The 26,643-nt window shown below is 69.5% G+C and carries 25 protein-coding genes; 12 read left to right on the top strand and 13 right to left on the bottom strand.

The genetic code is table 11. The annotated features are described in order from the left end of the window. Position 1: 1 nt before the first annotated feature. The gene (locus Pth03_RS17970; protein WP_203945452.1) at positions 2-1,237 is read right to left on the bottom strand and encodes an NAD(P)/FAD-dependent oxidoreductase; all 1,236 of its coding nucleotides are present in this window, start codon (positions 1,235-1,237) and stop codon (positions 2-4) included. Positions 1,238-1,314: 77 nt separating this feature from the next. Continuing rightward, positions 1,315-2,589: a deoxyguanosinetriphosphate triphosphohydrolase gene (locus Pth03_RS17965; protein ID WP_203945451.1), complete on the bottom strand. Its 1,275-nt coding sequence runs from the start codon at positions 2,587-2,589 to the stop codon at positions 1,315-1,317. A gap of 316 nt (positions 2,590-2,905) precedes the next feature. Between Pth03_RS17965 and Pth03_RS17960 the strand changes: the two genes are divergently transcribed. Both Pth03_RS17960 and Pth03_RS17955 read left to right on the top strand, forming a co-directional pair. Beyond that, positions 2,906-3,511 (top strand): S8 family serine peptidase, encoded by a 606-nt coding sequence (locus Pth03_RS17960; protein ID WP_275413132.1) that lies wholly within the window; start codon positions 2,906-2,908, stop codon positions 3,509-3,511. Positions 3,512-3,544: 33 nt separating this feature from the next. Next, on the top strand, positions 3,545-4,399 hold the full coding sequence (locus Pth03_RS17955; RefSeq protein ID WP_203945449.1) for a hypothetical protein: 855 nt from the start codon (positions 3,545-3,547) through the stop codon (positions 4,397-4,399). A gap of 60 nt (positions 4,400-4,459) precedes the next feature. Here Pth03_RS17955 and Pth03_RS17950 read toward each other — a convergent pair whose 3' ends face one another. Together Pth03_RS17950 and ppdK are read right to left on the bottom strand one after the other, a co-directional pair. Continuing rightward, the gene (locus tag Pth03_RS17950) at positions 4,460-6,253 is read right to left on the bottom strand and encodes a M14 family metallopeptidase (RefSeq protein ID WP_239119128.1); all 1,794 of its coding nucleotides are present in this window, start codon (positions 6,251-6,253) and stop codon (positions 4,460-4,462) included. 211 nt (positions 6,254-6,464) lie between these two features. Further along, the gene (ppdK, locus tag Pth03_RS17945; protein WP_203945447.1) at positions 6,465-9,101 is read right to left on the bottom strand and encodes a pyruvate, phosphate dikinase; all 2,637 of its coding nucleotides are present in this window, start codon (positions 9,099-9,101) and stop codon (positions 6,465-6,467) included. 363 nt (positions 9,102-9,464) lie between these two features. Here ppdK and Pth03_RS17940 point away from each other — a divergent pair, with 363 nt between their 5' ends. Beyond that, complete coding sequence (locus Pth03_RS17940; protein ID WP_203945446.1) at positions 9,465-10,940, top strand: alpha/beta hydrolase; 1,476 nt, start codon at positions 9,465-9,467, stop codon at positions 10,938-10,940. Positions 10,941-10,967: 27 nt separating this feature from the next. On the opposite strand, the gene Pth03_RS17935 is transcribed toward Pth03_RS17940, so the two are convergent. The 3 genes from Pth03_RS17935 to Pth03_RS17925 form a co-directional block, all read right to left on the bottom strand. Then, entirely contained in the window at positions 10,968-11,549 is a 582-nt protein-coding gene (locus tag Pth03_RS17935) for an ATP-dependent Clp protease proteolytic subunit (RefSeq protein WP_203945445.1), read from the bottom strand. Positions 11,550-11,770: 221 nt separating this feature from the next. Further along, on the bottom strand, positions 11,771-13,153 hold the full coding sequence (locus tag Pth03_RS17930) for a glycine--tRNA ligase (RefSeq protein WP_203945444.1): 1,383 nt from the start codon (positions 13,151-13,153) through the stop codon (positions 11,771-11,773). A 173-nt stretch (positions 13,154-13,326) separates the two neighbouring features. After that, positions 13,327-13,614 (bottom strand): antibiotic biosynthesis monooxygenase family protein, encoded by a 288-nt coding sequence (locus tag Pth03_RS17925; protein ID WP_203945443.1) that lies wholly within the window; start codon positions 13,612-13,614, stop codon positions 13,327-13,329. Positions 13,615-13,659: 45 nt separating this feature from the next. Between Pth03_RS17925 and Pth03_RS17920 the strand changes: the two genes are divergently transcribed. From Pth03_RS17920 to Pth03_RS17910, 3 genes are all read left to right on the top strand, one after another. Then, positions 13,660-14,094, top strand: a complete 435-nt coding sequence (locus Pth03_RS17920) for a DUF6703 family protein (RefSeq protein ID WP_239119127.1) — start codon at positions 13,660-13,662, stop codon at positions 14,092-14,094. A 91-nt stretch (positions 14,095-14,185) separates the two neighbouring features. Beyond that, positions 14,186-14,575, top strand: coding sequence for a Fur family transcriptional regulator (locus Pth03_RS17915; protein ID WP_203945442.1), 390 nt, complete (start codon positions 14,186-14,188; stop codon positions 14,573-14,575). Positions 14,576-14,660: 85 nt separating this feature from the next. Beyond that, the gene (locus Pth03_RS17910; RefSeq protein ID WP_239119126.1) at positions 14,661-15,209 is read left to right on the top strand and encodes a CGNR zinc finger domain-containing protein; all 549 of its coding nucleotides are present in this window, start codon (positions 14,661-14,663) and stop codon (positions 15,207-15,209) included. 16 nt (positions 15,210-15,225) lie between these two features. On the opposite strand, the gene Pth03_RS17905 is transcribed toward Pth03_RS17910, so the two are convergent. Both Pth03_RS17905 and recO read right to left on the bottom strand, forming a co-directional pair. Beyond that, a complete protein-coding gene (locus tag Pth03_RS17905) occupies positions 15,226-15,996 on the bottom strand; it encodes an isoprenyl transferase (RefSeq protein ID WP_203945441.1) in 771 nt (256 codons plus the stop codon). A gap of 35 nt (positions 15,997-16,031) precedes the next feature. Next, complete coding sequence (gene recO / locus Pth03_RS17900) at positions 16,032-16,805, bottom strand: DNA repair protein RecO (protein WP_203945440.1); 774 nt, start codon at positions 16,803-16,805, stop codon at positions 16,032-16,034. A 261-nt stretch (positions 16,806-17,066) separates the two neighbouring features. Here recO and Pth03_RS42135 point away from each other — a divergent pair, with 261 nt between their 5' ends. Together Pth03_RS42135 and Pth03_RS42130 are read left to right on the top strand one after the other, a co-directional pair. Beyond that, on the top strand, positions 17,067-18,701 hold the full coding sequence (locus Pth03_RS42135; RefSeq protein WP_203945439.1) for a CDP-alcohol phosphatidyltransferase family protein: 1,635 nt from the start codon (positions 17,067-17,069) through the stop codon (positions 18,699-18,701). Then, positions 18,698-19,408 carry a DUF5941 domain-containing protein gene (locus Pth03_RS42130; protein WP_203945438.1) on the top strand — a complete coding sequence of 237 codons (711 nt, stop codon included), beginning with the start codon at positions 18,698-18,700 and terminating at the stop codon, positions 19,406-19,408. Before Pth03_RS42135 ends, Pth03_RS42130 begins: the two co-directional genes overlap by 4 nt. A gap of 258 nt (positions 19,409-19,666) precedes the next feature. Here Pth03_RS42130 and Pth03_RS17885 read toward each other — a convergent pair whose 3' ends face one another. The 4 genes from Pth03_RS17885 to Pth03_RS17870 all read right to left on the bottom strand — a co-directional run bounded on the left by Pth03_RS17885 (position 19,667) and on the right by Pth03_RS17870 (position 22,812). Then, complete coding sequence (locus Pth03_RS17885) at positions 19,667-20,152, bottom strand: ATP-binding protein (RefSeq protein WP_203945437.1); 486 nt, start codon at positions 20,150-20,152, stop codon at positions 19,667-19,669. Positions 20,153-20,322: 170 nt separating this feature from the next. After that, positions 20,323-21,264, bottom strand: a complete 942-nt coding sequence (locus Pth03_RS17880) for a LysR family transcriptional regulator (protein ID WP_239119125.1) — start codon at positions 21,262-21,264, stop codon at positions 20,323-20,325. Between the two features lie 79 nt (positions 21,265-21,343). Then, the gene (locus Pth03_RS17875) at positions 21,344-22,072 is read right to left on the bottom strand and encodes an ABC transporter permease (RefSeq protein ID WP_203945435.1); all 729 of its coding nucleotides are present in this window, start codon (positions 22,070-22,072) and stop codon (positions 21,344-21,346) included. Continuing rightward, positions 22,069-22,812: an ABC transporter ATP-binding protein gene (locus Pth03_RS17870; protein ID WP_203945434.1), complete on the bottom strand. Its 744-nt coding sequence runs from the start codon at positions 22,810-22,812 to the stop codon at positions 22,069-22,071. The genes Pth03_RS17875 and Pth03_RS17870 overlap by 4 nt, the downstream gene beginning before the upstream one ends. Positions 22,813-22,877: 65 nt before the next feature. Between Pth03_RS17870 and Pth03_RS17865 the strand changes: the two genes are divergently transcribed. The 4 genes from Pth03_RS17865 to rocD all read left to right on the top strand — a co-directional run bounded on the left by Pth03_RS17865 (position 22,878) and on the right by rocD (position 26,226). Further along, the gene (locus Pth03_RS17865; RefSeq protein WP_203945433.1) at positions 22,878-23,570 is read left to right on the top strand and encodes a TetR/AcrR family transcriptional regulator; all 693 of its coding nucleotides are present in this window, start codon (positions 22,878-22,880) and stop codon (positions 23,568-23,570) included. A gap of 36 nt (positions 23,571-23,606) precedes the next feature. Then, positions 23,607-24,056 carry an Lrp/AsnC family transcriptional regulator gene (locus tag Pth03_RS17860; RefSeq protein ID WP_203945432.1) on the top strand — a complete coding sequence of 150 codons (450 nt, stop codon included), beginning with the start codon at positions 23,607-23,609 and terminating at the stop codon, positions 24,054-24,056. Positions 24,057-24,163: 107 nt separating this feature from the next. Continuing rightward, the gene (ddaH, locus tag Pth03_RS17855; RefSeq protein WP_239119124.1) at positions 24,164-25,000 is read left to right on the top strand and encodes a dimethylargininase; all 837 of its coding nucleotides are present in this window, start codon (positions 24,164-24,166) and stop codon (positions 24,998-25,000) included. Further along, positions 24,997-26,226 carry an ornithine--oxo-acid transaminase gene (rocD, locus tag Pth03_RS17850; RefSeq protein ID WP_203945431.1) on the top strand — a complete coding sequence of 410 codons (1,230 nt, stop codon included), beginning with the start codon at positions 24,997-24,999 and terminating at the stop codon, positions 26,224-26,226. Before ddaH ends, rocD begins: the two co-directional genes overlap by 4 nt. Positions 26,227-26,643 lie beyond the last annotated feature (417 nt).

The following is a 26,643-nucleotide window of genomic DNA, read 5'->3' as shown; positions in this document are numbered from 1 at the left end:
GTCACAGGAGTTCGGTGAGCGGGACCTTCGGGTCGGCGAGCCTGTCGAGGTCGACCGCCCGGCCCGTGTGCCCGGCCCGCACGAGGGCCTGGATGTCGCCGGTGACGTCCCACACGTTGACGTTCATGCCGGCGATCACGCGGCCGTCCTTCACCCAGAAGGCCAGGAATTCGAGGGCGGCGCCCGCGTGGATCGCCGGGTCGCCGCGGTAGACGACCCGGTCGTGGCCGGTGACGTCCCCGGAGAACTCCATGCCGAGGTCGTACTGGTCGGTGAAGAAGTACGGCACGCGGTCGTAGACGACGTCCTGGCCGAGCATGGCCCGGGCGGCGGCCGGGCCGCCGTTCAGCGCGTTGGCCCAGTGCTCGACCCTGATCCCGCGGCCGAGGAGGGGATTGGCGGCCTCCGCCACGTCGCCCGCGGCGTACACGTGGGGGTCCGAGGTGCGCAGCGAGGCGTCCACCACGATGCCGTCGGCCACCTCCAGCCCGGCGGCCCTGGCGATCTCCACGTTGGGCGCGGCGCCGATGCCCACCACGACGGCGTCCGCGGGCAGCGCCTCACCGCCGGACGTCACCACCTCGGAGACCCGTGACGTGCCGCGCAGTTCGCGCACGGAGTCGCCCAGGCGGAACTCGACGCCGTGCGCCCGATGCAGGGCCGCGAAGATCTCCCCGACCTCGGGGCCGACCGCCCGGTGGAGCGGCGCCGGGCCCGGCGCCACCACCGTGACCGCGCAGCCGGCCGTGCGGGCGGCCGCGGCGGTCTCCAAGCCGATCCAGCCCGCCCCGACGACCACGACGTTCCCCCCTTGGGAGAAGGTCTCGCGCAGCGCCTGGCTGTCGGCGATCGTGCGCAGGTAGTGGACGCCGCCGAGGCGGGCGCCCGGCACGTCCAGCGGGCGCGGAGCGGCGCCGGTCGCGACGAGCAGCTTGTCGTACGGCTGCCGCTCCCCCGTGTCCAGGGCGACGGTCCGCTCCTTCAGGTCGACGCCGGTGGCGGTGACACCGGTCCGCAGGGTGACGTCGTGCGCGGCGTACCACCCGGCGTCGTGGACGTAGACCTCACCGAGCTCGGTCTTGCCCAGGAGGTAACCCTTCGACAGCGGAGGCCGCTCGTAGGGCCGTTCCCGCTCGGCCGCGATGAGCACGACCTCCCCGGTGAAGCCCTCCTCGCGGAGCGTCTGGGCCGCCTTGCCCCCCGCCAGCCCCCCGCCGATGATCACGAATGTGGGCATGAGTCCTCCTCCTCGATCGCATGCGTTCGTCTACCCATTCAAGCGATCGCATGCCCGGGAGGCATCCGTCACGCGACTCAGGCGCGCGCAGAGAGGCGACGGTGCCAGGCCAGCGCGGAGGAGTCGGTGAGCGAGGCGATCTGGTCGACGACCGCGCGCAGCCGCCCGGCGTCGCCGGTCGCGCTCTCGAACTCTGGGCGCAGCGCCGGTTCCAGCGTCGCCGGGGCACCCAGCATGATCAGCGAGCCGAGTTCCTCGATGACGTCACGCTGCCGGGCCTGAGTGGCGTGGTGGTCGTCCCGCGACATCACGTAGTGGGCCGTGACGCCCTTCAGCAGCGCGCACTCCAGCCGGGTGACCCGCGGCACGACCAGGTCCATCCCGTGCCTGCCCGCCGATTCCGCCGCGGCGCTGCCGTACGCCTCCCGGGTGGCGTCCTGCGCGGACCTGCAGAAACGCCCGATGAGGTCGCTGGTGAGGCGCTTGAGCCCGGCGAGGTCGGCCAGGCCCGCGTCGAACCTGCCCGGCCACAGCGGGTCGGCGACCAGCCGGGTGAAGATCTCGGCCAGCTCGTTCTCGTCGGCGTCGGGGGCGTACCACCTGCGGGCCAGGTCGCACACGGCCAGCCGTTCGCCCGGGTCGCGCAGCGCCTCGGCGGCGACGTGGCCCGAGGTCAGCGCGTCCTCCAGGTCGTGGACGGAGTAGGCGACATCGTCGGCCCAGTCCATGATCTGCGCCTCGAAGGCGAGCGAATAGTCGGGGGCGCCCTGCCTGAGCCACTGGAAGACGGCCAAGTCGTCCGGATACACGCAGTACGGCCTGCCCTCGCGGGCGTGCGGCACGCCGGGGATCTGGGACGAGTAGCTGGTCCAGGGATACTTGCACACCGCGTCGAGCGCCGCGCGGGTCAGGTTGAGCCCGGCGCTGCGCCCGTCCTCGGTCACGGCCTTGGCCTCGAGGCGGGTCAGCAGACGCAGATTCTGCGCGTTGCCCTGGAAGCCTCCGCATCGTACGGCCAAATGGTCCAAAGCCATTTCCCCGTTATGGCCGAATGGCGGATGGCCGAGATCGTGCGCCAGGCATGCCGTTTCCACGAGATCGGGATCGCAGCCGAGCAGCTTTCCCATCTCGCGACCGATCTGCGCGCATTCCAGTGAATGGGTGAGACGCGTGCGAGGGCTGTGCATTGTGGCGTAATCGGTAGGAGTCACCACTTGGGTCTTGGCCGCCAGCCTCCGCAGCGACGCGCTGTGCAACACCCGCGCCCGATCCCGCTCGAAGGCGCCCCGCTCGGGGTTCCCCGGCGGCTCCGGCGCCCATCGCGCCTGGTCGTGCTCGTCATAGCGAGCCATCGGTCCTCCTGCCCCCCGGTCGTGTCTTTCCCCTTCCCCCACGGGCCGCCGGTGCGCGTGCCGGCCCTGGAGGCGGGGACAGAACCGTACCCTCACAGGCCCTCTTCACGACCAACGCCCCCCGAAACGGGGCGGAACATCTCCGGACATCGCGACACCGGGCCGTCCTCCTTCACTTCCGCCAAATCAACGGGTGAAATTCGCGATCAATGAACGCGAATGGATTTACATGTTTTTCGACATTGATGACTCTCACAACGTCAAGCAACATGAGCTGCAATGCCAACCGTTTACCCCCGCCTGGAGGAACCCCCGCATGAAAACGGTGACTTTGCTTCTGCGGCTGACATCCGCGGGCATCGCCGCGGCGTCGGCCCGGGACCTGTCGTCCCGGCACAAGGGATCGCTCAGGCACGTCTACAGCCGGGTGGTCAGGGGCTTCACCGTCAACATGAAGGAGACCGACGCGCGCCGGCTCGCGGCCGACCCGAACGTGGCCTACGTCGAGCAGGACCAGACGATCGGGATCGACGACACCCAGACGAACGCGACCTGGGGTCTGGACCGCATCGACCAGAGCGCCCTGCCGCTCAGCACCACCTACACGTACGCGACCGCGGCGTCGAACGTGCGCGCCTACATCATCGACACCGGCATCCTGACCTCGCACAGCGACTTCGGAGGCCGCGCGTCCAGCGGTTACGACTTCGTCGACAACGACGCCAACGCGACCGACTGCAACGGCCACGGCACCCACGTCGCCGGCACCGTCGGCGGGGCGAGGTACGGCGTCGCCAAGGGGGTGCGGCTGGTGGCCGGGCTGGCCGGGCAGACCGTGCGCATCGTCGTCGACGCCTCCGACGCGGGCACCGCCAGCCTCATCGAAGCCGCCGTCGACGACGTGAGCATCATCCGCTCCTGACCGGATCCCTCACGCCTCGAAGGAGGGGCTTCTGTGGCCGATCGCGAGCTCGCGGAGGTGCTCCGCTCCGGGCCCTTCGAGCACGCCCTGCGGGTGGCCATCCGCACTCGCGGGCTGAGCCTGGACCGCATCCACGCCCGGCTGCTCGAGCGCGGCGTGCACATCAGCCTGTCGAGCCTGAGCTACTGGCAGCGGGGGCGCTCCCGGCCGGAACGGGCCGCGTCCCTGGTGGCGCTTCGCGAGTTGGAGGTCATCTTGACCCTCCCCGCGTATTCGCTGATCGGGCTGCTCGGGCCGCCCCGCCCGCGCGGACGCCGTACGGACCCGGCACCGGGGCTGACGACGGTGCTCAGCCATCACGAGCAGGTGGTCGTGGGAGCCGACGGCAGGCGCAGGCTGGCCCGCGCCCGGCTGGTGGTGCGCGCCGTCGCGCCCGGCGCCGACCGGTGCGTCGTCGCGCACCCTCCCGGTGTACGGCTGCTGCGCACCGACTACTGCCGGCCGGGGCGCAGCAGCCCCGGCGAGACCGGGGCCTTCACGCTGGACGAACTCATCTTCGACCGGCCGCTGATCGCCGGGGAGACCCGGATCGTGGAGTATTCGACGGGTTTCTCCGGGCCGGCACACGACGCGGACCGGCACGTCCGCCACCTGGTCGCGCCCGTGCAGCAGCACGTCGTGCAGGTCAAATTCGAGGGCCCGGTGCTGCCGGTGCGCTGCTTCCACACCTGGTCCCCCGACCCGTGGAGCGTGCCGGGGGACAGCGCGTCTGGTGACAGCGCTTCTCAAGACCTGGGCGAGTTGCACGTCGACGCGTTCGGGACCGTGCATCTGGTGGACGCGGGCGCCCTGCCGGGCGCCCGCGGCATCCGATGGGAGTGGGCCTGACCTCCAGACCCGTGTTATCAGGGTCAGGTGATCGGGGTCAGGTGATCAGGCCCGGACGATCTAGGACTGGGTGATCTTCACGTCGTCGACGCCCGCCTCGACGAGGCTGGCCCCCGACGCGTCCGCGGCGTCGATGAGGATCCGCACGTTCTGACCGGCGAAGCCGCTGATGGTGACACTGGCCGTGCTCCACGCGGCGTCGCGGTCGGTCGCGGCGCCCGCCTGCTGGAAGACGGTGCTCGTCGTGTTGCCGACGACCCGCACCCGCAGGTAGTCGGCGCTGGAGGAGTTGGACCCGTGGCCGAGGTACCAGGCGAACGACAGGGTGAGCGTGCCCGACGCCGGCAATGTGATGACGGGCGACTGGATCGAGGTCGTCCCGCCGTCGACGTCGAAGTCGCCCGCGGACGTGCCCGCCGACGCCCCGGTCACCAGGTCGAAGCTGCCGCTCGCCGTCGTGCCCAGCTGCTTGGGGCCGCTGGAGTTGGTGTCGGCGGGGTTGGCACGCTGCCACGCTCCGGAGGTGGCGGTGTCGGTGCTCGCGGGGTTGACCGTCCAACCGGTCGCGGTCTCGAAGGTGTCGGAGTAGACGGTCGTGGGCGCCGGCCCGCCTCCGCCGCAGTACGTCGACTCCTTGCCGATCACCCGGTAGACGCAGTCCGAGTACTCCAGCAGCATGAGGACGGCCGCCTTGTTCCGCGCGGTCTGCGTCGCGATCTGCTCGTCGCCCGGGTAGAAGCCCGGGTTGCTCGCGACGGGATACATCTCGAACGTGTAGCTGAAGATCTTCTGGGTGGCCCACAGCCAGTCGTCGATGGAGCCGTCGGTGATGTAGAGATCGCTCGCCTGCTCGGGGGTGTAGCCGTTGGTCGCCGCCATGCTCCGGCCCAGCGTGGCGAAGGCGTTCTGATCGTCGGCCGTCAGGCCCGGCCCGGTGTCGGCGGTCGTGTACCCGTACGGCCACAACACGAGCTCGCCGTAAGTGTGGAAGTCGATGTTGGTCTTGATCTGCTGGACGCCGCCGACGACCCGGCTGCGCACCCAGTTCGCGGTGGCCCTCACCTCGGGAGCCGATTCGCCGGCCGAGCCGCGGTAGGTCTCGCTGGAGGCGCTGCCCGACGAGCCTCCGCAGCAGCCCCAGTTGTAGGCCCAGTTGCGGTTGAGGTCGGTGCCGACGCTGGAGGAGCCGGAGTTGGGCTGGCGGTTCTTCCGCCAGGACCGGTACGACCCGGTCGCGACGTCGTACTCGCCGCCGTCCGGGTTGAGGTCGGGCAGGATCCAGATCTCCCGGGTGTTCACCAGGTTGGTGATCTGGCTGTCGCTGCCGTAGGAGTCGGTGAGCAGGTTCATCAGGTAGATGGCCATCTCGACGGTGAGATGCTCACGGGCGTGCTGGTGGTGGGTGAACAGCACTTCCGGCTCGTTCTCGTCCGTCCCCACGTTGTCACTGATCTTGACGCCGATGAGGGCCCTTCCCTCGTACGACGTGCCGTAGGTGAACTTGCTCGCGATCGTCGGGTGATCGGCCACGAGCTGGTTCACCACGGCCGTCAGCTCGGCGTAGTTGTGATAGCCGGAGTCGGCCGGCGGGAAGTCCAGTGTGCGGACCTGCCCGTCGTCCCCGGTGTCGGCGGGAAGCTCGGTCACGATGAAGCCGAGCCGGCGGATGGCCGCCACCTCCTGAAGGTTGGCGGTGACCACCAGGTTTCGGCCGTGGACCTCGTCGATCGCCGCGCCCGTGCGCGCGACCGCGCTGCGCTGCGCGACGTTGGACGGGCCGTCGACCTGGTACTGCTTCGACGCGGGCGGCTCGGCGGCCGAGGACGCCGGGGATGCCGCCGGGGGGCCGGCCACCAGGACGGCCGCGAGAACCGTCAGGACGCCTAATAAAGGTAGTAATAGGCCTCTTCTCACTCCACGCCCTCCCTGAAGGTAGGTACGTAGGGTGATCAAAGAGGCCTATTCGATCAATAGCCGCCGGATTCACGGCACTGAATCCGTCAACGACTCCTTTCCCGACCTGCGGCTTCCACAGTGAATCCGGCGGATCTGTGGAACTTCACATTCAGCGGGTGTCGCTGCCCGTGGAGGCCAGCGCGGCCCTGCCCGCCTCCAGGCGCGCCACCGGCACGCGGAAGGGCGAGCACGAGACGTAGTCGAGGCCGATCTCATGGCAGAACCGCACCGACTCCGGGTCACCGCCGTGCTCCCCGCAGATGCCGAGCTTGAGCCCGGGCCTGGTGCGCCTGCCCTCCTCCGCGGCGATCCGCATCAGCCGTCCGACGCCGTCGGGGTCGATGGACTCGAACGGAGAGACCCCGAAGATCCCGAGATCGAGATATCTGCCGAAGAACGCGCTCTCGACGTCGTCTCGCGAGAATCCCCAGGTCATCTGGGTCAGGTCGTTGGTGCCGAAGGAGAAGAACTCGGCCGCCTCGGCGATCTGCCCCGCGGTCAGGGCCGCCCGCGGCACCTCGATCATCGTGCCGATGAGCGCGTCCACGCCCGTCTCTGCGAGGATCTTCGCCGCCTCGTCGCGGACGAGCTCGAGCTCCTGCACCGCGCTGACCAGCGGAATCATGATCTCCGCCTTCGGGTTCGCGCTCCGCCGCGCCGCCGCGGCGATCGCCCGCACCTGCATGGCGAACAGGCCCGGTACGGCCAGGCCGAGCCGTACACCGCGCAGACCGAGCATCGGGTTCTGCTCGTGCAGCCGCCTGACGGCCTCAAGCAGCCGCCGGTCCTTCTCCGGCGCCTGGTCGGCCGCTAAGGCCAGCCGTACGGACAGGTCGGTGATGTCGGGCAGGAACTCGTGCAGCGGCGGGTCGATCAGCCGGATGGTGACCGGCAGGCCGTCCATGGCGGCGAACAGCCCGGTGAAGTCGGCCGTCTGAAGCGGTTCGAGCGCGTCGAGCGCGGCCTGCCGCTCCTGCGGGGTGGTGGCCAGGATGAGGTCCTCCACGAGCTTGCGGCGGTCGCCGAGGAACATGTGCTCCGTGCGGCACAGCCCGACCCCCTGGGCGCCGAACCTCCGGGCCCGTGCGGCGTCCTCCGGGGTGTCGGCGTTGGCCCGCACGCCGAGCACGCGCACGGAGTCGGCGTGGGTCATGACGCGGTGGACGGCGGCGACCAGCTCGTCGTCCGGGTGCCCGCCCTCGAAGTACTCGACCACGGGCGAGGCGACGACGGGGACCTCCCCCAGATAGACGGCGCCGTTTCCGCCGTCGATGGAGATCACGTCTCCTTCCTCGACGACCGTGCCGTCCCGCGTGGTGAACCGGCGGGCGTCGACGTCGACGTCGAGCTCCTCCGCGCCGCACACGCAGGTCTTGCCCATGCCGCGAGCGACCACGGCGGCGTGCGAGGTCTTGCCTCCGCGCGAGGTGAGCACGCCCTTCGCGGCGATCATGCCGGACAGGTCGTCCGGGTTGGTCTCCCGCCGCACGAGGATGACGTCCTCTCCCCTGCCGGCGAGCTCGACGGCCCTGGCGGACGTGAACACGGCCTTGCCGACGGCGGCGCCCGGGGAGGCGTTCATGCCGGTGGTGAGCCTCCCGTCGCCCTCCGGCGTGGCGAAGCGGGGGAACATGAGCTGCGCGAGCTGGTCGCCGGTCACCCGGGTGACGGCCTCGTCCATGTCGATCAGGCCCTCGTCGACGAGCTGCACCGCGATGCGGAACGCCGCCGCCGCGGTCCGCTTGCCGACCCGGGTCTGCAGCATCCACAGTTTGCCGCGCTCGACCGTGAACTCGATGTCGCACAGGTCGCGGTAGTGGCCCTCCAGAGTCGCCATGATCTCCAGGAGCCTGCGGTAGGAGACGGGATCGACGGCCTCCAGCTCCTGGAGGGGCACGGTGTTGCGGATGCCGGCCACGACGTCCTCGCCCTGGGCGTTCTGGAGGTAGTCGCCGTACACGCCGCGCTGGCCCGTTCCGGGGTCGCGGGTGAACGCCACTCCGGTGCCGGAGTCGGCGCCGAGATTGCCGAAGACCATCGCGACCACGTTGACGGCGGTGCCGAGGTCGGCGGGGATGCGCTCCTGGCGCCGGTAGAGCACGGCGCGGGGCGCGTTCCACGACCCGAAGACCGCCCTGATGGCCAGGTCCATCTGCTCGCGCGGGTCCGCGGGGAACTCCCTGCCGGTCCGCTCGCGCACGATGCCCTTGTACGTCTCGACGAGACGCTGGAGGTCGGGGGTGTCGAGATCGGTGTCCTCACGCTCGCCCTTGAGCTCGTCGATGGCCCGCTCGAACAGTTCGCCGTCGACGCCCAGCACGGTCTTGCCGAACATCTGGATCAGGCGGCGGTAGGAGTCCCACGCGAACCGCTCGTTGCCCGACTGCTTGGCCAGCCCCAGGACCGACCGGTCGTTGATCCCGATGTTGAGGACCGTCTCCATCATGCCGGGCATGGAGAACTTGGCTCCCGACCTGACGCTGACCAGCAGCGGGTCGTCGGGGTCGCCCAGCCGCTTGCCCATCCCCGACTCCAGGGCCGCGAGATGGGCGGCCACCTCTTCGCCGAGGCCGTCCGGCATGTCGCCATGGCTCAGGTAGTGGCGGCACGCCTCGGTGGTGATCGTGAAGCCCGGCGGTACAGGCAACCCGAGATTGGTCATTTCCGCCAGATTGGCACCCTTGCCACCGAGCAACCCCTTGAGATCTTTGTTGCCCTCGGTGAAGTCGTAAACGTACTTGGGCACGTGAGCTCCTTTGCGACTTCAAGCAAAACGCGCGGATGCCCGGACTCTACCGACGAACAAGAGGACGAAACATCACACCCCCGGCAACAATGCATATGACCTGATCAGAGCACATGGATAGGTCTAATCCACTACATAGCACGGTAAAAAACGATCGTTTTTCCGAGAATCTCGGCGGTGGTATAAACCAATTCCCGACATGTCGCCGGATTCATCGCGTGTTTCGATGGTGTTAATTGGTGTAGACCATTTCCCGCGAAGCCACAAGAAGGTGCCGCATTGCGGTGAGCCTGCCACCCGACTTCGGAATCGCACGGTATAAAAGAGCAACCCTCCCGATACAACCGATTACGGAGGGTACACGTGTCGCGAAGGCTCTGGCGTGTCACGCTGGCGGCGATCGTCGGGTTCGGCCCGCTCGGGCTGAGCGCGGCCGCGTGCGGATCCAGAGAGGTCGCCACGGCGGGCGTCCCGCGGGAGACGATCGCCTGGGGGCCGTGCGAAGGAGTCTCCGCCTCCACCGGGTTCCAGTGCGCCACCATGAACGTGCCGCTCGACTACTCCAAGCCGGAGGGCAGGAAGATCGGCATCGCCCTCATCAGGCGGAAGGCGAGCGACACCGCCCACCGGATCGGCTCGCTGGTGTTCAACTTCGGCGGCCCGGGCGGCTCAGGCGTCTCCACGCTGCTCAACGCGGCCTCCGCATTCGCCGTCCTCGGCCGCAGCTACGACCTGGTCAGCTTCGACCCGCGCGGCGTCGACCGCAGCAGCGGCGTGAGGTGCCTGGACGACCGGCGGATGGATCAATGGCTCGCCGAGGAGCCCAGCCTTGACGTGGAGAAGGAGAGCGCCCTCGACATCGAGTTCGCCAACGCCTGCCAGCGGCGGTCGGGCTGGATCCTCCCGTATATCGGCACGGTCAACGCGGCGCGCGACATGGAGTCGCTGCGCGCGGCTCTCGGTGAGAGCAAGTTCAACTACTTCGGCTTCTCCTACGGCACCCACCTGGGCGCGGTCTACGCCACGCTCTATCCCCAAAAAGTGGGCCGGATGGTGCTCGACTCGGCGCTGGACCCGTCCGTGGGCATGCTCGACATGTCCAAGACCCAGGCGCTCGGCTTCCAGCGGGCCTGGGAGGACTACCTGGCCGACTGCACGAAGACCAAGACGAGTTGCCCCCTGGGCTCCGACACCGCGACGGCCAAGAACGCCGTGCTGACCCTCCTCAACGACCTCCAGGCCCATCCGGCGAAGGTCGGCAACCGGGAGGTCACCTCCACGGTGGCCCGCACGGGAATCACGCAGGCGCTGTACAGCAAGCTGACCTGGCCGCTGCTGACCGACGCCCTCAGCGACGCCAGGAAGGGCGACGAGAGCGGCCTGCTCGCGCTGGCCGACCAGTACGCGGGCCGCCAGCCGAACGGCACCTACACGACCCTGCAGTCGTCGCTGCCCGCCATCCTGTGTGCCGACACCACCGACCGCCCGACCGTCGCCCAGGCCGTGGGGCTGGCCAACCAGCTGGTGCCCACCACCCCGATCTTCGCCGCGACCGCCGCGAGCGCCGGCATGTGCAGCGTCTGGCACGCGCCCGGGGAGAACACGAACAGGCACATCGACGCCTCGGGGTCCCAGCCCATCGTGGTCGTCGGCGTCACCCACGACCCGGCCACGCCGTACCAGTGGGCGCCCAGCCTCGCCCGGCAGCTGCGCACCGCCGTGCTGCTCACCCTGAACGGCGAGGGTCACGGCGCGTACGGCCAGAGCCCCTGCATCGACACCGCCGTCAACTCCTACTTCACCGAGGGCAGGGTGCCCGCCAACGGCCTCACCTGCTGATGGGCAGGCGAGGCCGGGCGAGCGGGATCAGAGCGCGCGGACGCCGGCCACGACGTGGTCGACGAAGCCGTATTCCTTGGCCTCCTCCGCAGTGAACCACCGGTCACGGTCGGAGTCGGCCTCGATCCGCTCCAGTGGCTGGCCGGTGTGGAAGGCGATGCGCTCGGCGAGCAGCTTCTTCGTGTAACGCATCTGCTCCGCCTGGATCCGGATGTCGGAGGCGGTGCCGCCGATGCCGCCGAGCGGCTGGTGCATCACGATCCTGGCGTGCGGAAGGGCGTACCGCTTGCCCGGGGTTCCGGCGCACAACAGGAACTGGCCCATCGACGCGGCCAATCCCATGGTGACCGTGACGACGTCGTTGGGCACATATTGCATGACGTCGTAGATGGCCATTCCCGCCGACACCGAACCGCCGGGAGAATTGATGTACAGGCTGATGTCGCGCTGCGAATCCTCAGCAGAAAGGAGAAGCAGCTCCGAGCAGATGCGGTTGGCGATCTCGTCGTCGACCTCCTGCCCGAGCACGACGATCCGCTTGCTCCGCAGGCGGTCCCCCAGCTGCTCGTGCCGCTGCGGACCCCCCTCACCCGCGCGTGCGTGTTGCATGTTGCCTCCTCGACGTCCGGGAAATGATCGTGCATTCCTTCCCGAAAACGGTAACGCCGCGGCCCGGCGAAACCCTCCGACATTTCGCCCTGGGCACATTTCACTGAGAGCGCATACGCTGTGAGCAAATCCGCTTTTCATACCCGGCCGAACATGCGAGAAGGCGCCCTCCCGATAATCGGGAAGGCGCCTTCTCAGCGCCGATCTCGTGCCGGCGTGCGTCAGTCGTTCAGGTGCTGCCGCAGGTACGACTCCACCTGGTCGAGCGCCACCCGCTCCTGGGCCATGGTGTCCCGCTCGCGGATCGTCACGGCCTGGTCCTCCAGGGTGTCGAAGTCGACCGTGATCGCGAACGGCGTGCCGATCTCGTCCTGGCGGCGGTAGCGGCGGCCGATGGCGCCGGCGTCGTCGAAGTCGACGTTCCAGCGGCGGCGCAGCTGCGCGGCCAGGTCGCGGGCCTTCGGCGACAGGTCGGCGTTGCGCGACAGCGGCAGCACCGCGACCTTGACCGGGGCGAGCCGGTGGTCGAGGCGCATGACCGTGCGCTGCTCCATGACACCCTTCGCGTTCGGCGCCTCGTCGACCGTGTAGGCGTCGAGCAGGAAGGTGAGGGTGGCCCGGTCCACACCGGCCGCCGGCTCGATGACGTACGGCACGTAGCGGTCGCCGGACTCCTGGTCGAAGAAGGACAGGTCCGTGCCGGAGGCCGTGCCGTGCGTCGACAGGTCGAAGTCGGTGCGGTTGGCGATGCCCTCCAGCTCACCCCACTCGGTGCCGGTGAAGTTGAACCGGTACTCGATGTCGACCGTGCGCTTGGAGTAGTGGGCGAGCTTGGTGTGCTCGAAGAGGCGGAGGTTGTCCTTGCTGATGCCGAGGTCGACGTACCAGCGCAGGCGCTCGTCGATCCAGTACTGGTGCCATTCCTCGTCGGTGCCCGGCTTGACGAAGAACTCCATCTCCATCTGCTCGAACTCGCGGGTGCGGAAGATGAAGTTGCCCGGCGTGATCTCGTTGCGGAACGACTTGCCGATCTGGCCGATGCCGAACGGGATCTTCTTGCGCGCCGACTGCTGCACGTTGAGGTAGTTGATGAAGATGCCCTGCGCGGTCTCCGGCCGCAGGTAGGCCAGGCCCGACTCGTCCTCGACCGCGCCGAGGTAGGTCTTCAGGAGGCCGCTGAACTGCCGGGGCTCGGTGAAGGCGCCCTTGGTGCCGCAGTTGGCGCAGGTGATGTCGGCCAGGCCGTTCTCCGGCTCCTTGCCGCCGTGCTTTTCCTGGTACGCCTCGATCAGGTGGTCGGCGCGGTAACGCTTGTGGCAGGACTGGCACTCGGTCAGCGGGTCGGTGAACTCCTTGACGTGGCCGCTGGCCTCCCACACCTCGCGGGCGAGGATCACCGAGGAGTCGAGGCCGACGACGTCGTCGCGGCCCTGCACGACGGACTTCCACCATTCGCGCTTGACGTTGTTCTTGAGCTCGACACCCAGGGGACCGTAGTCCCACGACGCCTTCAGACCCCCGTAGATCTCGCTCGACGGGAAGACCAGCCCACGCCGTTTGGCGAGGCTGACGATCGTTTCCAAGACGTCGGTGCGACGTGCCATCAGTGGAGCTCCATCCGGCTGGGTGTCGGCCCTGAGATCGGGTTCGGGACGGATCGGGCGCACCGGCCGCGCGTGCGCACCGGAGGCCGCCGGAGAGCCCGGCACCTGCCCTGATCCGCCATCAAGCTTAGGGGAACCTCCCGGCGCCTCGCTCAGCCGTTACGGACAGTCGCTCATGGGCGGGTCGTCTCCTGCACGACCTCGAAGGCGCTGGGCTCGTTGATCATGAGGGTCATGAGCGGATACATGGCCATGCGGGCGGCCGACAGGGCCCGGCGGTAGAAGCCGGCGCCCTCCCATTCGCTGACCAGCGCCCACAGGGCGGGTTCGTCGGCCGCCCTGCCGAGCCGCCCGCTGACGTAGCCGGGCTGGGCGGCCAGTACGTCGAGGATCTCGCGGGCGTGCGCGGTGAACTCCTCGGTCTGGGAGTCGGGGACCGAATAGCGGATCAGGGCGAGCATGCCGCCAAGGATGCCACCCCGCCTCCGGATGGTTAGGCTCGGCTCGTGGGAAGCGAAAACGATCCGACTCCGGGCCGCGGTCCGGGCCGCAAGGTGCCGGCTCATCCCCTGGCGCGCCGGTCCGCTCAGGGCGCCGGGGCCGCCCGCCCGGTGAAGCGCCCGCTGCCCGCCGGGGAGCATTTCTTCACGCCGGGGGCGACCGGCCTGCGGCGGGCCGTCGAGCGCAGGAGCGGCGCGCCGCTGGTGTTCCTCTTCCAGCTGCCGCGCTGGCTCATGCCCGTGGTCCTGGTCGCTCTGATGCTGACCGGCCTGGTCGTGCAGGGCTGGCCGGGCGGCGTCGCCATCCTTCCCGTCCTGGCCTTCGTGAGCTGGCTGGCCTACATGTCCTGGCCGTCGCTGGCGATCCGCGGCCGGCTCCTCCGCGTCGTGGCCCTGATCTTCCTGGTACTCTTCGCCGCCGAACGCTTCGGCCTCATCTGAACGGGACTCCCGCCACGGCTTGGATCATGTGGTGCACGCCCGGCCGCAGGGTCGGTAGATTCGAAGTGCATGCCATACACAGGAGTTCCTGATGAGTAAGAGCCGCGACGCCGTTCACGAGATCCTCCGTCAGAGCACGGGGTTCCGGAGCGCCCAGGACGTGTTCACGAAGATGCGCGCCGACGGCGCCAAGATCGGCCTGACCACGGTCTACCGCGCGCTCCAGTCGTTGTCCGACGACGGACGTGTCGACGTCCTGCGCAACGACGAAGGGGAGTCGGTCTACCGGGCGTGCGCGAGCCAGGGGCACCACCACCATCTCGTCTGCCGCCGCTGCGGCCGCACCGTCGAGGTCGCGGGACCCGACGTCGAGCGCTGGGCGGAGGTGGTGGGGGCCGAGCACGGGTTCACCGAGATCACCCACACCGTCGAGGTGTTCGGCACCTGCCAGTCCTGCTCCACCGGCGCGCCGGCGAACTGACCGTTACACGGATGTACCGTCATGGTCACCCCGTGTGGCCTTCGCGCGGGATACGCTGCCGCCCCCGTGGCAAAAGGGAGGTGCCGTGCCGTTCAGCCATGACATGGTCTTCTCACTGGCGACCGTGGTCGACCTGATCAACACCTCGCCGGAGACCGGCGGCCCGGACGACCTGGCCGACCTGGAGGCCCTCAACGCCTTCGTACGGCGCCGCCAGGTCAGCGGCGTCGCCGCCCTGACCCCGCACGACCTCTCCGCGGTGCGGGAGCTGCGCGGGTCGTTCCACGCGGTCTTCACCGCCTCCGGCCGGGACGAGGCGGTCTCCCGGCTCAACACGCTGCTCGGTCGTACGAGGATCACCCCGAACCTGACCGGGCACGACGGCTTTCCGCTGCACGTGCACTACTTCGCGCCGGGCGCGTCGCTCGCCGAGCACCTGGCCGCCGACTGCGGGGTGGCGCTGGCCCACGTGCTGGTCGAGGGCGAGTGGGAGCGGCTGCGCACCTGTGCGGCGCCCGACTGCGACAACGTGTTCGTCGACGAGTCCCGCAACCGCTCCCGTGTCTACTGCGACAGCCGTACCTGCGGCAACCGCATCCATGTGGCGGCCTACCGGGCGCGCAGGAAGGCCTAGGCGATCACGTCCGGTCTCAGACCTGGTTGGGCACGGCCCCGCCGTACCGCCGGTCGCGCTTGGCGTAGATCTCGCACGCCTGCCACAGGTCGCGCCGGTCGAAGTCGGGCCACAGCTGGTTGAGGAAGACCATCTCGGCGTAGGCCGACTGCCACAACATGAAGTTGGACGTGCGCTGCTCCCCCGACGAGCGCAGGAACATGTCGACCTCGGGGATCTCCGGCTCGTCGAGGTAGCGGGCGAACGTCTTCTCCGACACCTTGGAGGGCTTGACCTTGCCCGCGGCGATGTCCTGCGCGAGCTTGAGGGCCGCGTCGACGATCTCGGCCCGGCCGCCGTAGTTGACGCAGAACTGCAGGGTGAGCGTGGAGTTGTTCACGGTCCTGCGCTCGGCGTCCTCGAGCTCCTTGATCACGCTCTTCCAGAGGCGGCCGGGGCGGCCGGCCCAGCGCACCCGGACGCCCATCTCGTCGAGCTGGTCGCGGCGGCGGCGGATGACGTCGCGGTTGAAGCCCATGAGGAAGCGAACCTCGTCCGGCGACCGCTTCCAGTTCTCCGTGGAGAACGCGTACGTCGACAGGTAGGGGATGCCGAGTTCGATCGCACCCTCGATCACGTCGAAGAGCGACGCCTCGCCCATCTTGTGGCCCTCGGTCCTGGGCAGGCCGCGGGCTTTGGCCCAGCGGCCGTTGCCGTCCATGACGATGGCGACGTGGCGGGGTACCAGATCGCGGGGAATGGCGGGCGGTACGGCACCTGAGGGGTGCGGAGAAGGAGGACGGACCATGCCCTTGAGCGTATTGCGTCATCCAACCCGGCCGGTCACGGGTGCCGGGCGGCGCCTGCCTCTCGTTCGGTCTCGCGCTCGACCTCTCGTTCGACATGGCGCAGCGATCTGATGCCGTGCTCGAGGTGCCACTGGAGGTAGGCCGCGACGAGCCCGCTGCACTCGGTGCGGTTTCGCGGCTCCGACGCGTCGGCCGCCTCCCAGTCGCCGCGCAGCAGGGCGATCATCAGCGCGATCGTCTCCGCCGCGGGGACGGCGGCGCCCGCGGGCCGGCACGCGCCGCACACCACCCCGCCCGACACGATGGAGAAGGCCCGTACGGCCTCGGCCCCGCATCGGGCGCATTCCGCCAGCGCCGGGGCGTAGCCCGCGACCGCCAGGGACCGCAGGAAGTAGGCGTCGAGCACCAGCCGGGCCTCGTGCGTGCCCTCGGCGAGCGTGCGCAGCCCTCCGACGAGCAGCAGGAACTGACGCAGGGCCGGCTCCTTCTCCCCCACGGTCAGCCGGTCGGCCGTCTCCAGCATCGCCGTCCCCGCGGTGTAGCGGGGATAATCGCTCACCAGCGCCTCGCCGTACGGGCGGAGGGTCTCGACCTGGGTGATCACGTCGAGCGACCTGCCCTCATGGAGCTGGAGGTCGACGTGGGTGAACGGCTCCAGCCGCGCGCCGAACCTGGACATGGTCTTGCGCACGCCCTTGGCAACGCCGCGGACCTTGCCGGTCCGCTTGGTGAGGACCGTGATGATGCGATCGGCCTCACCCAGCTTCTGGGTGCGCAAGACGACGCCCTCGTCCCGGTAGAGGCTCACACGGCAATCGTAGGCCCGGCTCCGCACCGCCCGGCGCCCCCGGACACGGCCCCCCACATAGTCACAAATAGTGAAATTTCAGTAATGATCCGGCGACGATCCTTTCCGCCATTGCCGCGCCGAGCTGGACATCAGGTGTACATGCGGTAAACCTGGGACGCTACGGCTTAACCGAAAGGTCACTAAGCTGTGGCCTTCGGCGGTCGCCCGCGCCGGTCGAGCCGCCTCACGCCTGATCCCCCCGCCATGTGAAAGGGTGCTATGACCCGCGTGGTCCTGCTGGGCTCCCCGCCCGGCCCGATCGGTTCTCCCCTGTCAGGCGGCCAGCCCGTCCTTCCCACGGACATCACGCTGGCGTCGCTACCCGCATCTCCCCGTGGCTCGGCCCCCGGGTCGGAAACCGCCGGCGCCCCCACGGTGTACGGCAGGCTGGTGAGCCAGCTGGGTTCCCTGGACCCGCGGCCGACGACGATCGCCAGACCCGCCGACGCCCCCGCCTACCGGCTACACCTCGGACAGCACTCCGGGCACGTCGTGGAGAGTGAGGACCTGGCCGGGGACCTCCGGGCACTGGCCGACGCGGTCGCCGGCGCCACCGACAACATCCTCATCATGCCCGCCGACTCGCTGGTGCACGACGAGCTGATCTACCAGCTGACCAAGGCCAAGCGGGCTGCCATCGCGCTGATCGCGCGGGAGGTGCGCCCCGAGGGCGCGCCGGTGCCACCGCCGATCGAGGAGGCCAGGCCCGAGATCGGCACGCAGGTCATCGAGGGCCTGCCGCAGCGCACCCGCGCGGGGTACGGCCGGATCATCTCAGTGGGCACCGCCTATCACGCGGTCACCCGGCCCAACGCCGCCCTGCTCGGTCCGATCCACCTCCACCAGCGGCACGCCGAGGTCCTCGCCGAGGTCGCGCGCGAGCTCGCCGACATGGCGCACCTGTTCGGCCCCGAAGACGACGTGACCGAGCTGATCGCCCTCGGCCTCGTACGGCGGGGCGTGTCCGTGGGCGTGCGCGGCCGCCGCGACCTGTTCTTCCGCCGCATCCGCACGCAGCAGGAGGCCGCGGAGGCCCAGGCGGAGATGGGCGGATACGACGAGGACCGCGCGCGGCTCAACAACGCCGTGAAGGGCGCCGACGGCTTCTTCACCACGTTCTTCGTCAGCACCTACTCCCGGTTCATCGCCCGCTGGGCGGCCCGGCGGGGGTTGACGCCCAACCAGGTGACCCTGATCTCCATCTTCCTCGGCCTGCTGTCGGCGGGGGCGTTCGCCACGGGCGACCGCTGGGGTGCGATCGCGGGCGCCGTACTGATCTACTTCGCGTTCGTCTTCGACTGCGTGGACGGGCAGGTCGCCCGGTACGCGCGCAAGTTCGGCGTCCTCGGTGCCTGGCTGGACGCCACCTTCGACCGGTTCAAGGAATACGCCGTCTTCGTCGGCCTGGCCGTCGGTGCGACGGTGTCCGGCAAGTTCGGCGACGGCGAGGGCGTGTGGACGCTGGCGCTGGTCGCCATCTCCCTCCAGTCGGTCAAGCACCTGCTCGACTTCTCCTTCGGCGCGGCGAACCGGCGCAAGCCTCCCGCCCCGCTGCCGACCCTGGCTCTGACGGTCTCCGGCGACTCCGAGCTGCGCGAGGCGCTCGACCGGCGCAAGTCGACGAAGAAGTCCAGCGTGCACGGGCTGCTCAAGTTCTGGACCAACGCCGGGAGGTTCCGTCCCGTGTACTGGGCCCGCAAGATGATCGTGTTCCCCATCGGCGAGCGCTTCGCAGCCATCGCGATCACCGCCGCGTTCTTCGACCCGCGCGTCACCTTCATCACGCTGGTGATCTGGGGCGGCGTCGCGGCCACCTACACCCTCACCGGACGTATCCTGAGGTCAATCGCATGATCACCCAGCCGCGTGTCCCCGCCGCCGTCACCGATCCCGACGAGGAGCGGCGCCGCGTTCAGACCGAGAGACTGCTCGCCTACCGGGACGACGGCCCTCTCGCCGCCACACTGAAGGGCCGCCTCGGCCGCGGCCTGCCGCCCGTGCCCGCGACCCTCGTGGCCCTGCTGGCCGTCCTCGCCCTGACGGTGATCGGGACCCTCGACGACGGCCCGATCCTCCTGGTGCCCGTGCTGGTGCTCGTCGCCCTGGTGGTGCCCACCGCGGGACGCGACCATCTGGGCCGGCTCGACTGGCTGACCCCTCCGCTGCTGCGCGGGGCCGAGTTCCTCACGATCATCGTCCTCGGCCTGGCCGAGGGCACGCCCAAGTGGCTGCTCTTCGTGCTGCTCTACGTGATCGGCTACCACACCTACGACACGGTCTACCGGACCCGGCAGGGCATCTGGCCCCCGGCGTGGCTGTTCCTCGCCGGCCTGGGCTGGGAGGTCCGCCTGCTGATCCTCGGCGTCGGCGCGGCCGCGGGCATGCTGACCCCGGTGGTCGCCGTCCTCACGGCGTACCTGCTGGTGCTGTTCGCGGTGGAGAGCATCCACAGCTGGGTCAGCCTGGACAAGGCGTCGGCCCAGGCGCAGTCCGACCAGGACCTCGAGCAGTCTCCCGAGGACGCGGCCGAGCAGACGACCGGCGACGCCGACGGCAACTGACCGCCGGACCCGACGGACCCGCGCGGCATACCTGCGACGGCCGGTGATCCACCAGACCAGCGGTGCCGCCGCAGGCGGCCGGGCATTTCATCCGCGCGGCCGAAATCGCGCACAGATGGGGAGCGCGGGTGTGGGAAAGAAACCGGATGGATTTTTCCGATCGTTTCGCCGATTCACCGGACGTCTTCCCTTGAGCCGCGGCGATTATCCACAGGCGTTTATCTGAACGGCCGCCAAATCTTTCCTGAGAGTTATCCGTCAGCAAGCCGGCGTCTCGAACAACGCCCAGACGACCTTGCCTTCGCCGACCAGGATCCACCCCCAGGTGGCGGTCAGCGCCTCCACCAGGCGGAGTCCCCGCCCGGTCTCCGACAGGTCGCCCACCGCGGACGGGGCGGGAACGTTCCCGCTCGGATCCCGTACGGCACAGCCGACGTGGAAGCGGTGGTTGACCAGCTGGAGCCTGATGGGCGCCGCGCCTCCGCCGGCGTCCGCGTGGCGAAGGGCATTGGTGACCAGCTCAGAGACCACGAGCTCGGCATCGTCGATCAGGCAGGGCAAGCCCCACCCGTCCAGTGTCTTGGCGGTGAATTCACGGGCCGCCGAGGCCGAGGTCATCCGCCCGTGGAGCGCGCACGTGGCCGACTCCGGGGCGGGCAGGCCGGCGACGTCGTCCCGTCCGAACATCGAGGTCAGCCATGGAGGCGCCGTAGCGGCTCCAGGGCCTGCCAGATCTGCGGTCATCGCCAGTCCCTCAGGTCGTCACCCGCTACATCATGTGATTAACCCTGTCGCGGTGTATCTTGCCCTGTACCTTGCGCATGCAAGCGCGCGTGCACGTGCAAATGTCGCCTCTCGGCGATTTTTCGTCTCAGCTCGCGAAAAAGGCTGTGTGCTGCCCAGGGGCGGCGGTTTCACACATCGTTTTCTGCGTCATTTCGCGTCTCCGGCAACTCGGCGAAGAACGCCTCGCACGTGTCGGCGAACGCGCTCGCCCGCGCGGTCGGGCGCACCCCTCGCACCGAGGCCAGGACGACGTCGAGTGACGGCACGTCGTCACTGATCGGGACGCTGACGACCGTGCCGCCGTCGTAGGTCCTGTCGGTCAGCGCCCGCTGGTTGAGTATCGAATATCCATGGCCGCCCGCCACCAGCGAGCGCGCGGTCTCGTAGCTGGAGGTGCGGAACCGCACCCGGGGCTCGGCCGTGTGCAGCGCCCGGAAGTAGTCGCGGCTGCGCGGCAGGTCGAAAAGGATCAAGGGCTCGGACGCGAGGTCGGCCAGCGAGACCGCCTCGGTTCGTGCGAGCGGATGGCCCTCCGGGAGCAGCACGTACGGCTTGGCCTGGGCGAGCGGCCGGATGTCGAGGTCGAGGGCCAGATCGATGGCGTAGACGAGGGCCACCTCGCACCGGCCGTCCAGCAGGGCGCTCTCCAAGGTGGCGATTTCGCCCTCCGCCACCGTGACCCGCACGCCGGGATGCCGCCGCGCGAACTCCCGCAGCAGCCGTGACAGGTAGAAGGGGGCGAGGGTCGAGACGCAGCCGATGGCGAGTTCGCCGGTCAGCGAACCCGCCAGCCCCCGGGCGGAGGCGGCCAAGGACGCGGCGTGGGAGAGGAACTCGCGGGCCTCGACGAGGAACCGCTCCCCCGAGCGGGTCAGGGACAGCCCTCTGGCGTGGTGGCGGATCAGGAGCTGCACCCCGAGCTCCCGCTCCACCTGGGCGATGGCGGCCGAGATCGCCGACTGCGCCACCATGAGCTCCCTGCTGGCAGCGGTCATGCTGCCGAGCTCGGCCGCCGTTACGAAGTAACGCAGCTGGACGAGGGTGAAATTGACGTCCGCCACGCAACCCATTGTGACCGCCCGAGTCCTTTACGACTCCCGAACCCCCAGGTCGCCCGGGCGAGATTGCCGGAACCCTCCCGGCCTTTGATCAGGTGTTTTCCCGCTGGAAGACACGGGTGCCGACGACGCAGCCCACGGCGACGAACCCCAGCGTCACCAGGCTTCCCCACAGCACCACGGACGAGGCATAGGACCCGGCGAACAGCGAGCGGAGCGCCTCGACGGCATACCGGAACGGAGTGAACCGGGACACCACGTCGAGCCACGTGGGCGCGAGCGACATCGGCAGCAGCGCGCCCGACAGCAGCATCAGCGGGATCACGGCCGTCGAGACGAGGGCGGGGAACAGCTCCGGCTTGATCGTCAGCGCCGCCGCATACGACAACGACGCCAGGCCGACCGACAGCACGGTGATCAGCAGGAGGCCGAGCAGGACGCCTGCCAGTGGCGCGCGCAGCCCGAATCCATAGCCGATCACGACGACCGCGCCCGCCTGGACGAGCAGCATGACGGCATCCTTGAGCACCCGGCCGAGCAGCAGCGTGAACCGCGCCACCGGCGTGACCCTGAGCCGTTCGAGCACGCCGAACCGCTGGTCGAAGACGATGCCGAAGCCGACCAGGCCCGAGCTCATCAGCCCGAGCTGGACCAGCACGCCGGGAACGAAGGTGTCCCAGGAGCCGACCCCGCTGCGGGCCAGCAGCGGTCCGAACAGGACGAGGTAGAAGAGCGGCTGGACCGCGCCGAAGACGACGGCGAACTTGCTCTTGAAGGCGGAGCGCAGGTAGTAGCCCGTGAGGGCGGCCAGGGCGGTCATGCGGCCGCCCCCTCGCGGAGCTCCCGGCCCGTCACCGTGAGGAAGACCTCGTCCAGCGTGCTCGCTCCGTGGGCGGCCTTGAGCTCGGCCGGTGTGCCCGAGCCGACGATCCGGCCGTGGTCGATGATGAGGACGCGGTCGCACAGCGCGTCGGCCTCCTCCAGGTAGTGCGTCGTCAGGAAGACCGTCATCCCCGCCTCCTCCCGCAGCCGCCGGACGTGGTCCCAGAGGTTGGCGCGGCTCTGCGGGTCGAGCCCCGTGGTCGGCTCGTCGAGGAAGAGCAGGGCCGGGCTGTGGAGCAGGCCCATCGCGATGTCCACCCGCCGTTTCTGGCCGCCCGACAAGTGGGCGTAGAGCTTCGTGCCGGCCTCCTCCAGGTCGAGCTCGGACAGCAGGCGCGACACCCGCTCCCGGGCCTCGGCCCGGCTCATGCCGTACATGCGGGCTTGGAGCCTGAGCTCCTCCCCCACCTCGGAGAACGGGCCGACGGTGCCGTTCTGGGACACGTAGCCGATGCGCCGCCGCACTCCGGCGGGGTCGGTGAACAAATCGTGGCCGGCGACGACGGCGGTGCCGGCCGTGGGACGCAGCAAGGTCGTGAGCATGCGAAGGGTGGTCGTCTTGCCCGCCCCGTTGGGGCCGACGAATCCGACGATCTCCCCTTCGGAGACGTCGACGTCGACCCCGCGGACGGCCTCCACGGCCCCGAAGGAGCGGGTGAGCCCTCTGACGTGAATCATGCTCGATAGAGTAACACCAATTTTGGAGTCACTTAAAATTTGGAACGCATACTAGAATCTGAGCCATGGAAGAGGGACTGCGGGAGCGGAAGAAGCGGGAGACCCGCCAGCGGATCGCCGACGTCGCGATGGGGTTGTTCCTGCAACGCGGATTCGACAACGTCACCGTCGCCGAGGTGGCGCGCACGGCCGACGTGTCCGTCAACACGGTCTTCAACTACTTCCCGACCAAGGAAGACCTGTTCCTCGACCGGAGCGAGGAGGTCGAGAGCCTGCCGGGGACCGTCATCAAGGGGCGCCGCCCCGGCGAGACGGCGGTTCAGGCGCTGCGGCGAGACTTCTTCGACTCCCTCGACACCGGTGACTGGCGGTACGGCATCCACGAGGGGGCCGCCGAGTTCGCGCTCCGGGTACGGGAGAGCCAGGCCCTGGTGGCGCGCGTGACGGTGCTGGACGCCCACAGGGAGGAGCGGTTCGCCCAGGCGCTGGCCGAGGCGACCGACGCCGATCCCGACGACCTCACCCCATGGCTGGTCGCGGCCGAGGTCAACGCCGTCCTCCGAACCTTGACCAGGCGCTTCCTGATGCGGCTGATGGCCGGAGAGGAACCTCGCAGGATCGTGGAGGACCTCCGCCTGGACGCCGAACTGGCCTTCGACCTGCTGGAGAACGGCGTGGGCGACTACGCTCGGCTACCGGCCGAAACCGGCGAGGAACGCGGCGAAGGCGTCGCCTCGCCAAGACGCACGCGGGCCTGAGCGTGCCGGCGGGGCGCGCCCGGTATACAGGTCCACGTGAAGTTGGACGAGCTGGATCGCGCCATCATCCGGGCCCTCGTTGAGGACGCCCGTGCGACATATGCCGAAATAGGCAATCAAGTTGGGTTGTCCGCTCCGGCGGTCAAACGACGGGTCGACCGGCTCGTCGCCACCGGCGCGATCACCGGCTTCAGCGCCCGGGTGGAGCCGTCGGCGCTCGGCTGGACCACGGAGGCGTACGTCGAGCTGTTCTGCCGGGGGAAGACCTCCCCCGCGGAGATCGGCGCGGCCGTCGCCCGGCATCCGGAGGTCGTCTCGGCCTGCACGGTGACCGGAGAGGCGGACGCCCTGCTGCACATCCGGGCGACCGACGTGCGCGATGTGGAACGCATCATCGAGCGCATCGCCGCCGAGCCGTTCGTCGTGCGGACCAAGAGCTCCATCGTGCTCTCCCGGCTTGTTAACGGATCGCCACAAACGGGCTGAACGACGCAACCGATCCACACCAAGGCGCAACGCGGCCTGATTGGCCAGGGCTAGTCGGATTCCTACGCTGAAGAACCGATAACCGGTTTTCCGACATGGAGTCCTGAATGACCACACCCTTGGTCGTGACCACGAGCGGCGAAACGACCGGTACGGCACGCCACTACCTGATGTGCCGGCCCGAGTTCTTCGCGGTCTCGTACGCCATCAACCCCTGGATGGACCCGGCGAAGGGCGCCGACACGGCGACGGCCGTACGGCAGTGGGAGGCCCTCCGGGAGGCCTACGAGAGCCTCGGCCACACGGTGAGCCTGATCGACCCGGTCGAGGGGCTGCCCGACATGGTGTTCGCGGCCAACGGGGCGCTGGTGGTCGACGGCCGCGTCTACGGCGCCAGGTTCACCCACGCGGAGCGGACCGCCGAAGGCCCCGCCTACCTGAAATGGTTCGCCGACCGCGGATTCGAGACCTTGGAGCCCACCTTCGTCAACGAGGGCGAGGGCGACTACCTCACGCTCGACGAGATGATCCTCGCCGGAACCGGCTTCCGGACCGACGTGGCCGCCCACATGGAGGCCCAGGAGTTCCTCGGCCGCCCCGTGGTCACGCTCCGCCTGGTCGACCCGAGGTTCTACCACCTCGACACGGCCCTGTTCCCTCTCGGCGGGACCAACGTGGCCTACTACCCCGAGGCGTTCTCCCCGGGCAGCCTGCGCGTGCTCCAGCGGCTGTTCCCCGACGCGGTCGTCGCCACCGCCGCCGACGCCGAGGTGCTCGGCCTCAACGCGGTCAGCGACGGACGGCACGTCGTCGTCAACGCCGAGGCGACCGGCCTGACGCTCGAGCTCGAGCGCCGCGGTTACGACGTCGTCCCCGTCGACCTCAGCGAGCTGCGCAAGGCCGGCGGCGGCCCGAAGTGCTGCACCCTGGAGATCCGCGCATGAACACCGACGACCTCATCCGGCTCGGTGAGAGCCGCAGCGCGCACAACTACCACCCGCTGCCCGTCGTCATCCGGTCGGCCGAGGGCGCCTGGGTGACCGACGTCGAAGGCAAGCGCTACCTCGACTGCCTGGCCGGGTACTCCTCGCTGAACTTCGGCCACGGCAATCCGACGATCATCGCCGCCGCCCGCGAGCAGCTCGACCGCCTGACGCTGACCAGCCGGGCCTTCCTCCACGACCAGTTCGCCACCTTCGTCGCGGGCCTGGCCGACCTGTGCGGCAAGGACATGGTCCTGCCGATGAACACCGGCGCCGAAGCCGTCGAGACCGCGATCAAGGTCGCCCGCAAGTGGGGCTACGAGGTCAAGGGCGTGCCCGCCGACCAGGCCAACATCATCGTCATGGAGGACAACTTCCACGGCCGTACGACGACGATCGTCGGCTTCTCCACCGACCCCGACGCGCGCGGCGGCTTCGGCCCGTTCACCCCCGGGTTCCGGATCGTGAAGTACGGCTCGGCCGACGCGATCAGGGACGCCGTCGACGAGAACACCGTGGCCGTGCTCGTCGAGCCGATCCAGGGCGAGGCGGGCGTGCTCGTGCCCCCGGACGGCTATCTGACCGCGGTCAGGGAGATCTGCACGGACAACAACGTGCTGTTCATCGCCGACGAGATCCAGTCGGGCCTCGGCCGCACCGGGAACACCTTCGCCTGCGACCACGAAGGCGTCGTCCCGGACATGTACGTCCTGGGCAAGGCCCTGGGCGGCGGCGTCGTCCCCGTCTCCGCCGTGGCGGCCGACGCCGACATCCTCGGCGTGCTCAAGCCCGGCCAGCACGGGTCGACGTTCGGCGGCAACCCCCTCGCGTGCGCCGTCGGCAACGCCGTCATCTCGCTGCTGAACACCGGCGAATATCAGGCCAGGGCGCGCGAGCTCGGCACGCTCCTGCACACCCGGCTGCGCGAGCTGATCGCGCCCGGCGCCGACGGACGCTCCCCCGTGATCGCCGTACGCGGCCGCGGCCTGTGGGCCGGAGTCGACATCGACCCGTCCATCGCCACCGGACGCGAGGTCAGCGAGGCGCTCATGCGCCGGGGAGTGCTCGCCAAGGACACCCACGGTTCGACGATCAGGCTCGCGCCGCCCATCGTCGTCTCCGAGGCCGACCTGAACTGGGCCGTCGACCAGCTTTCCGCCGCCCTGGCCGACCTGGCGGCCCGTTAGCCGATCATCGGCCGGCCTCGGCGCCGCGCCGTACGTGCGGACCGGCCCGGACCGTCGTGGTTTGCGGGGATCTTCACGCGGACCGTGAACCGTCCGCGAGCCCGCGGCAGGTGCCCCCACACACGTTCCGGCCCGTCAGGTGTGCCCCTGACGGGCCGGAACCCCATCTGAGGACGAATGACGGCACGACACACCAGCTCCTCGACCAACTCCCGATGTTCCCGGCCGCACGGGTGCCGTCTTCAACCCTTCGGCCTGCGTCAGAGAAAGCCCCTTCCTCACGGTGGGTCTCCGCTCGCCGCCGAGGCCGTGGTCCGGGGTGGCGCCGTCGGCGTCGTTCGGCGGGGTCGGGTTCGGTAGCGGGGGCCGGTGTAGGCGAAGGCCCAGCGATCTTTGCCTTCCCGGCGGCGTACGTAG

This window comes from Planotetraspora thailandica (genome assembly GCF_016863335.1).
Lineage (GTDB): Bacteria > Actinomycetota > Actinomycetes > Streptosporangiales > Streptosporangiaceae > Planotetraspora > Planotetraspora thailandica.
This window is presented reverse-complemented; position numbering and strand designations above follow the sequence as displayed.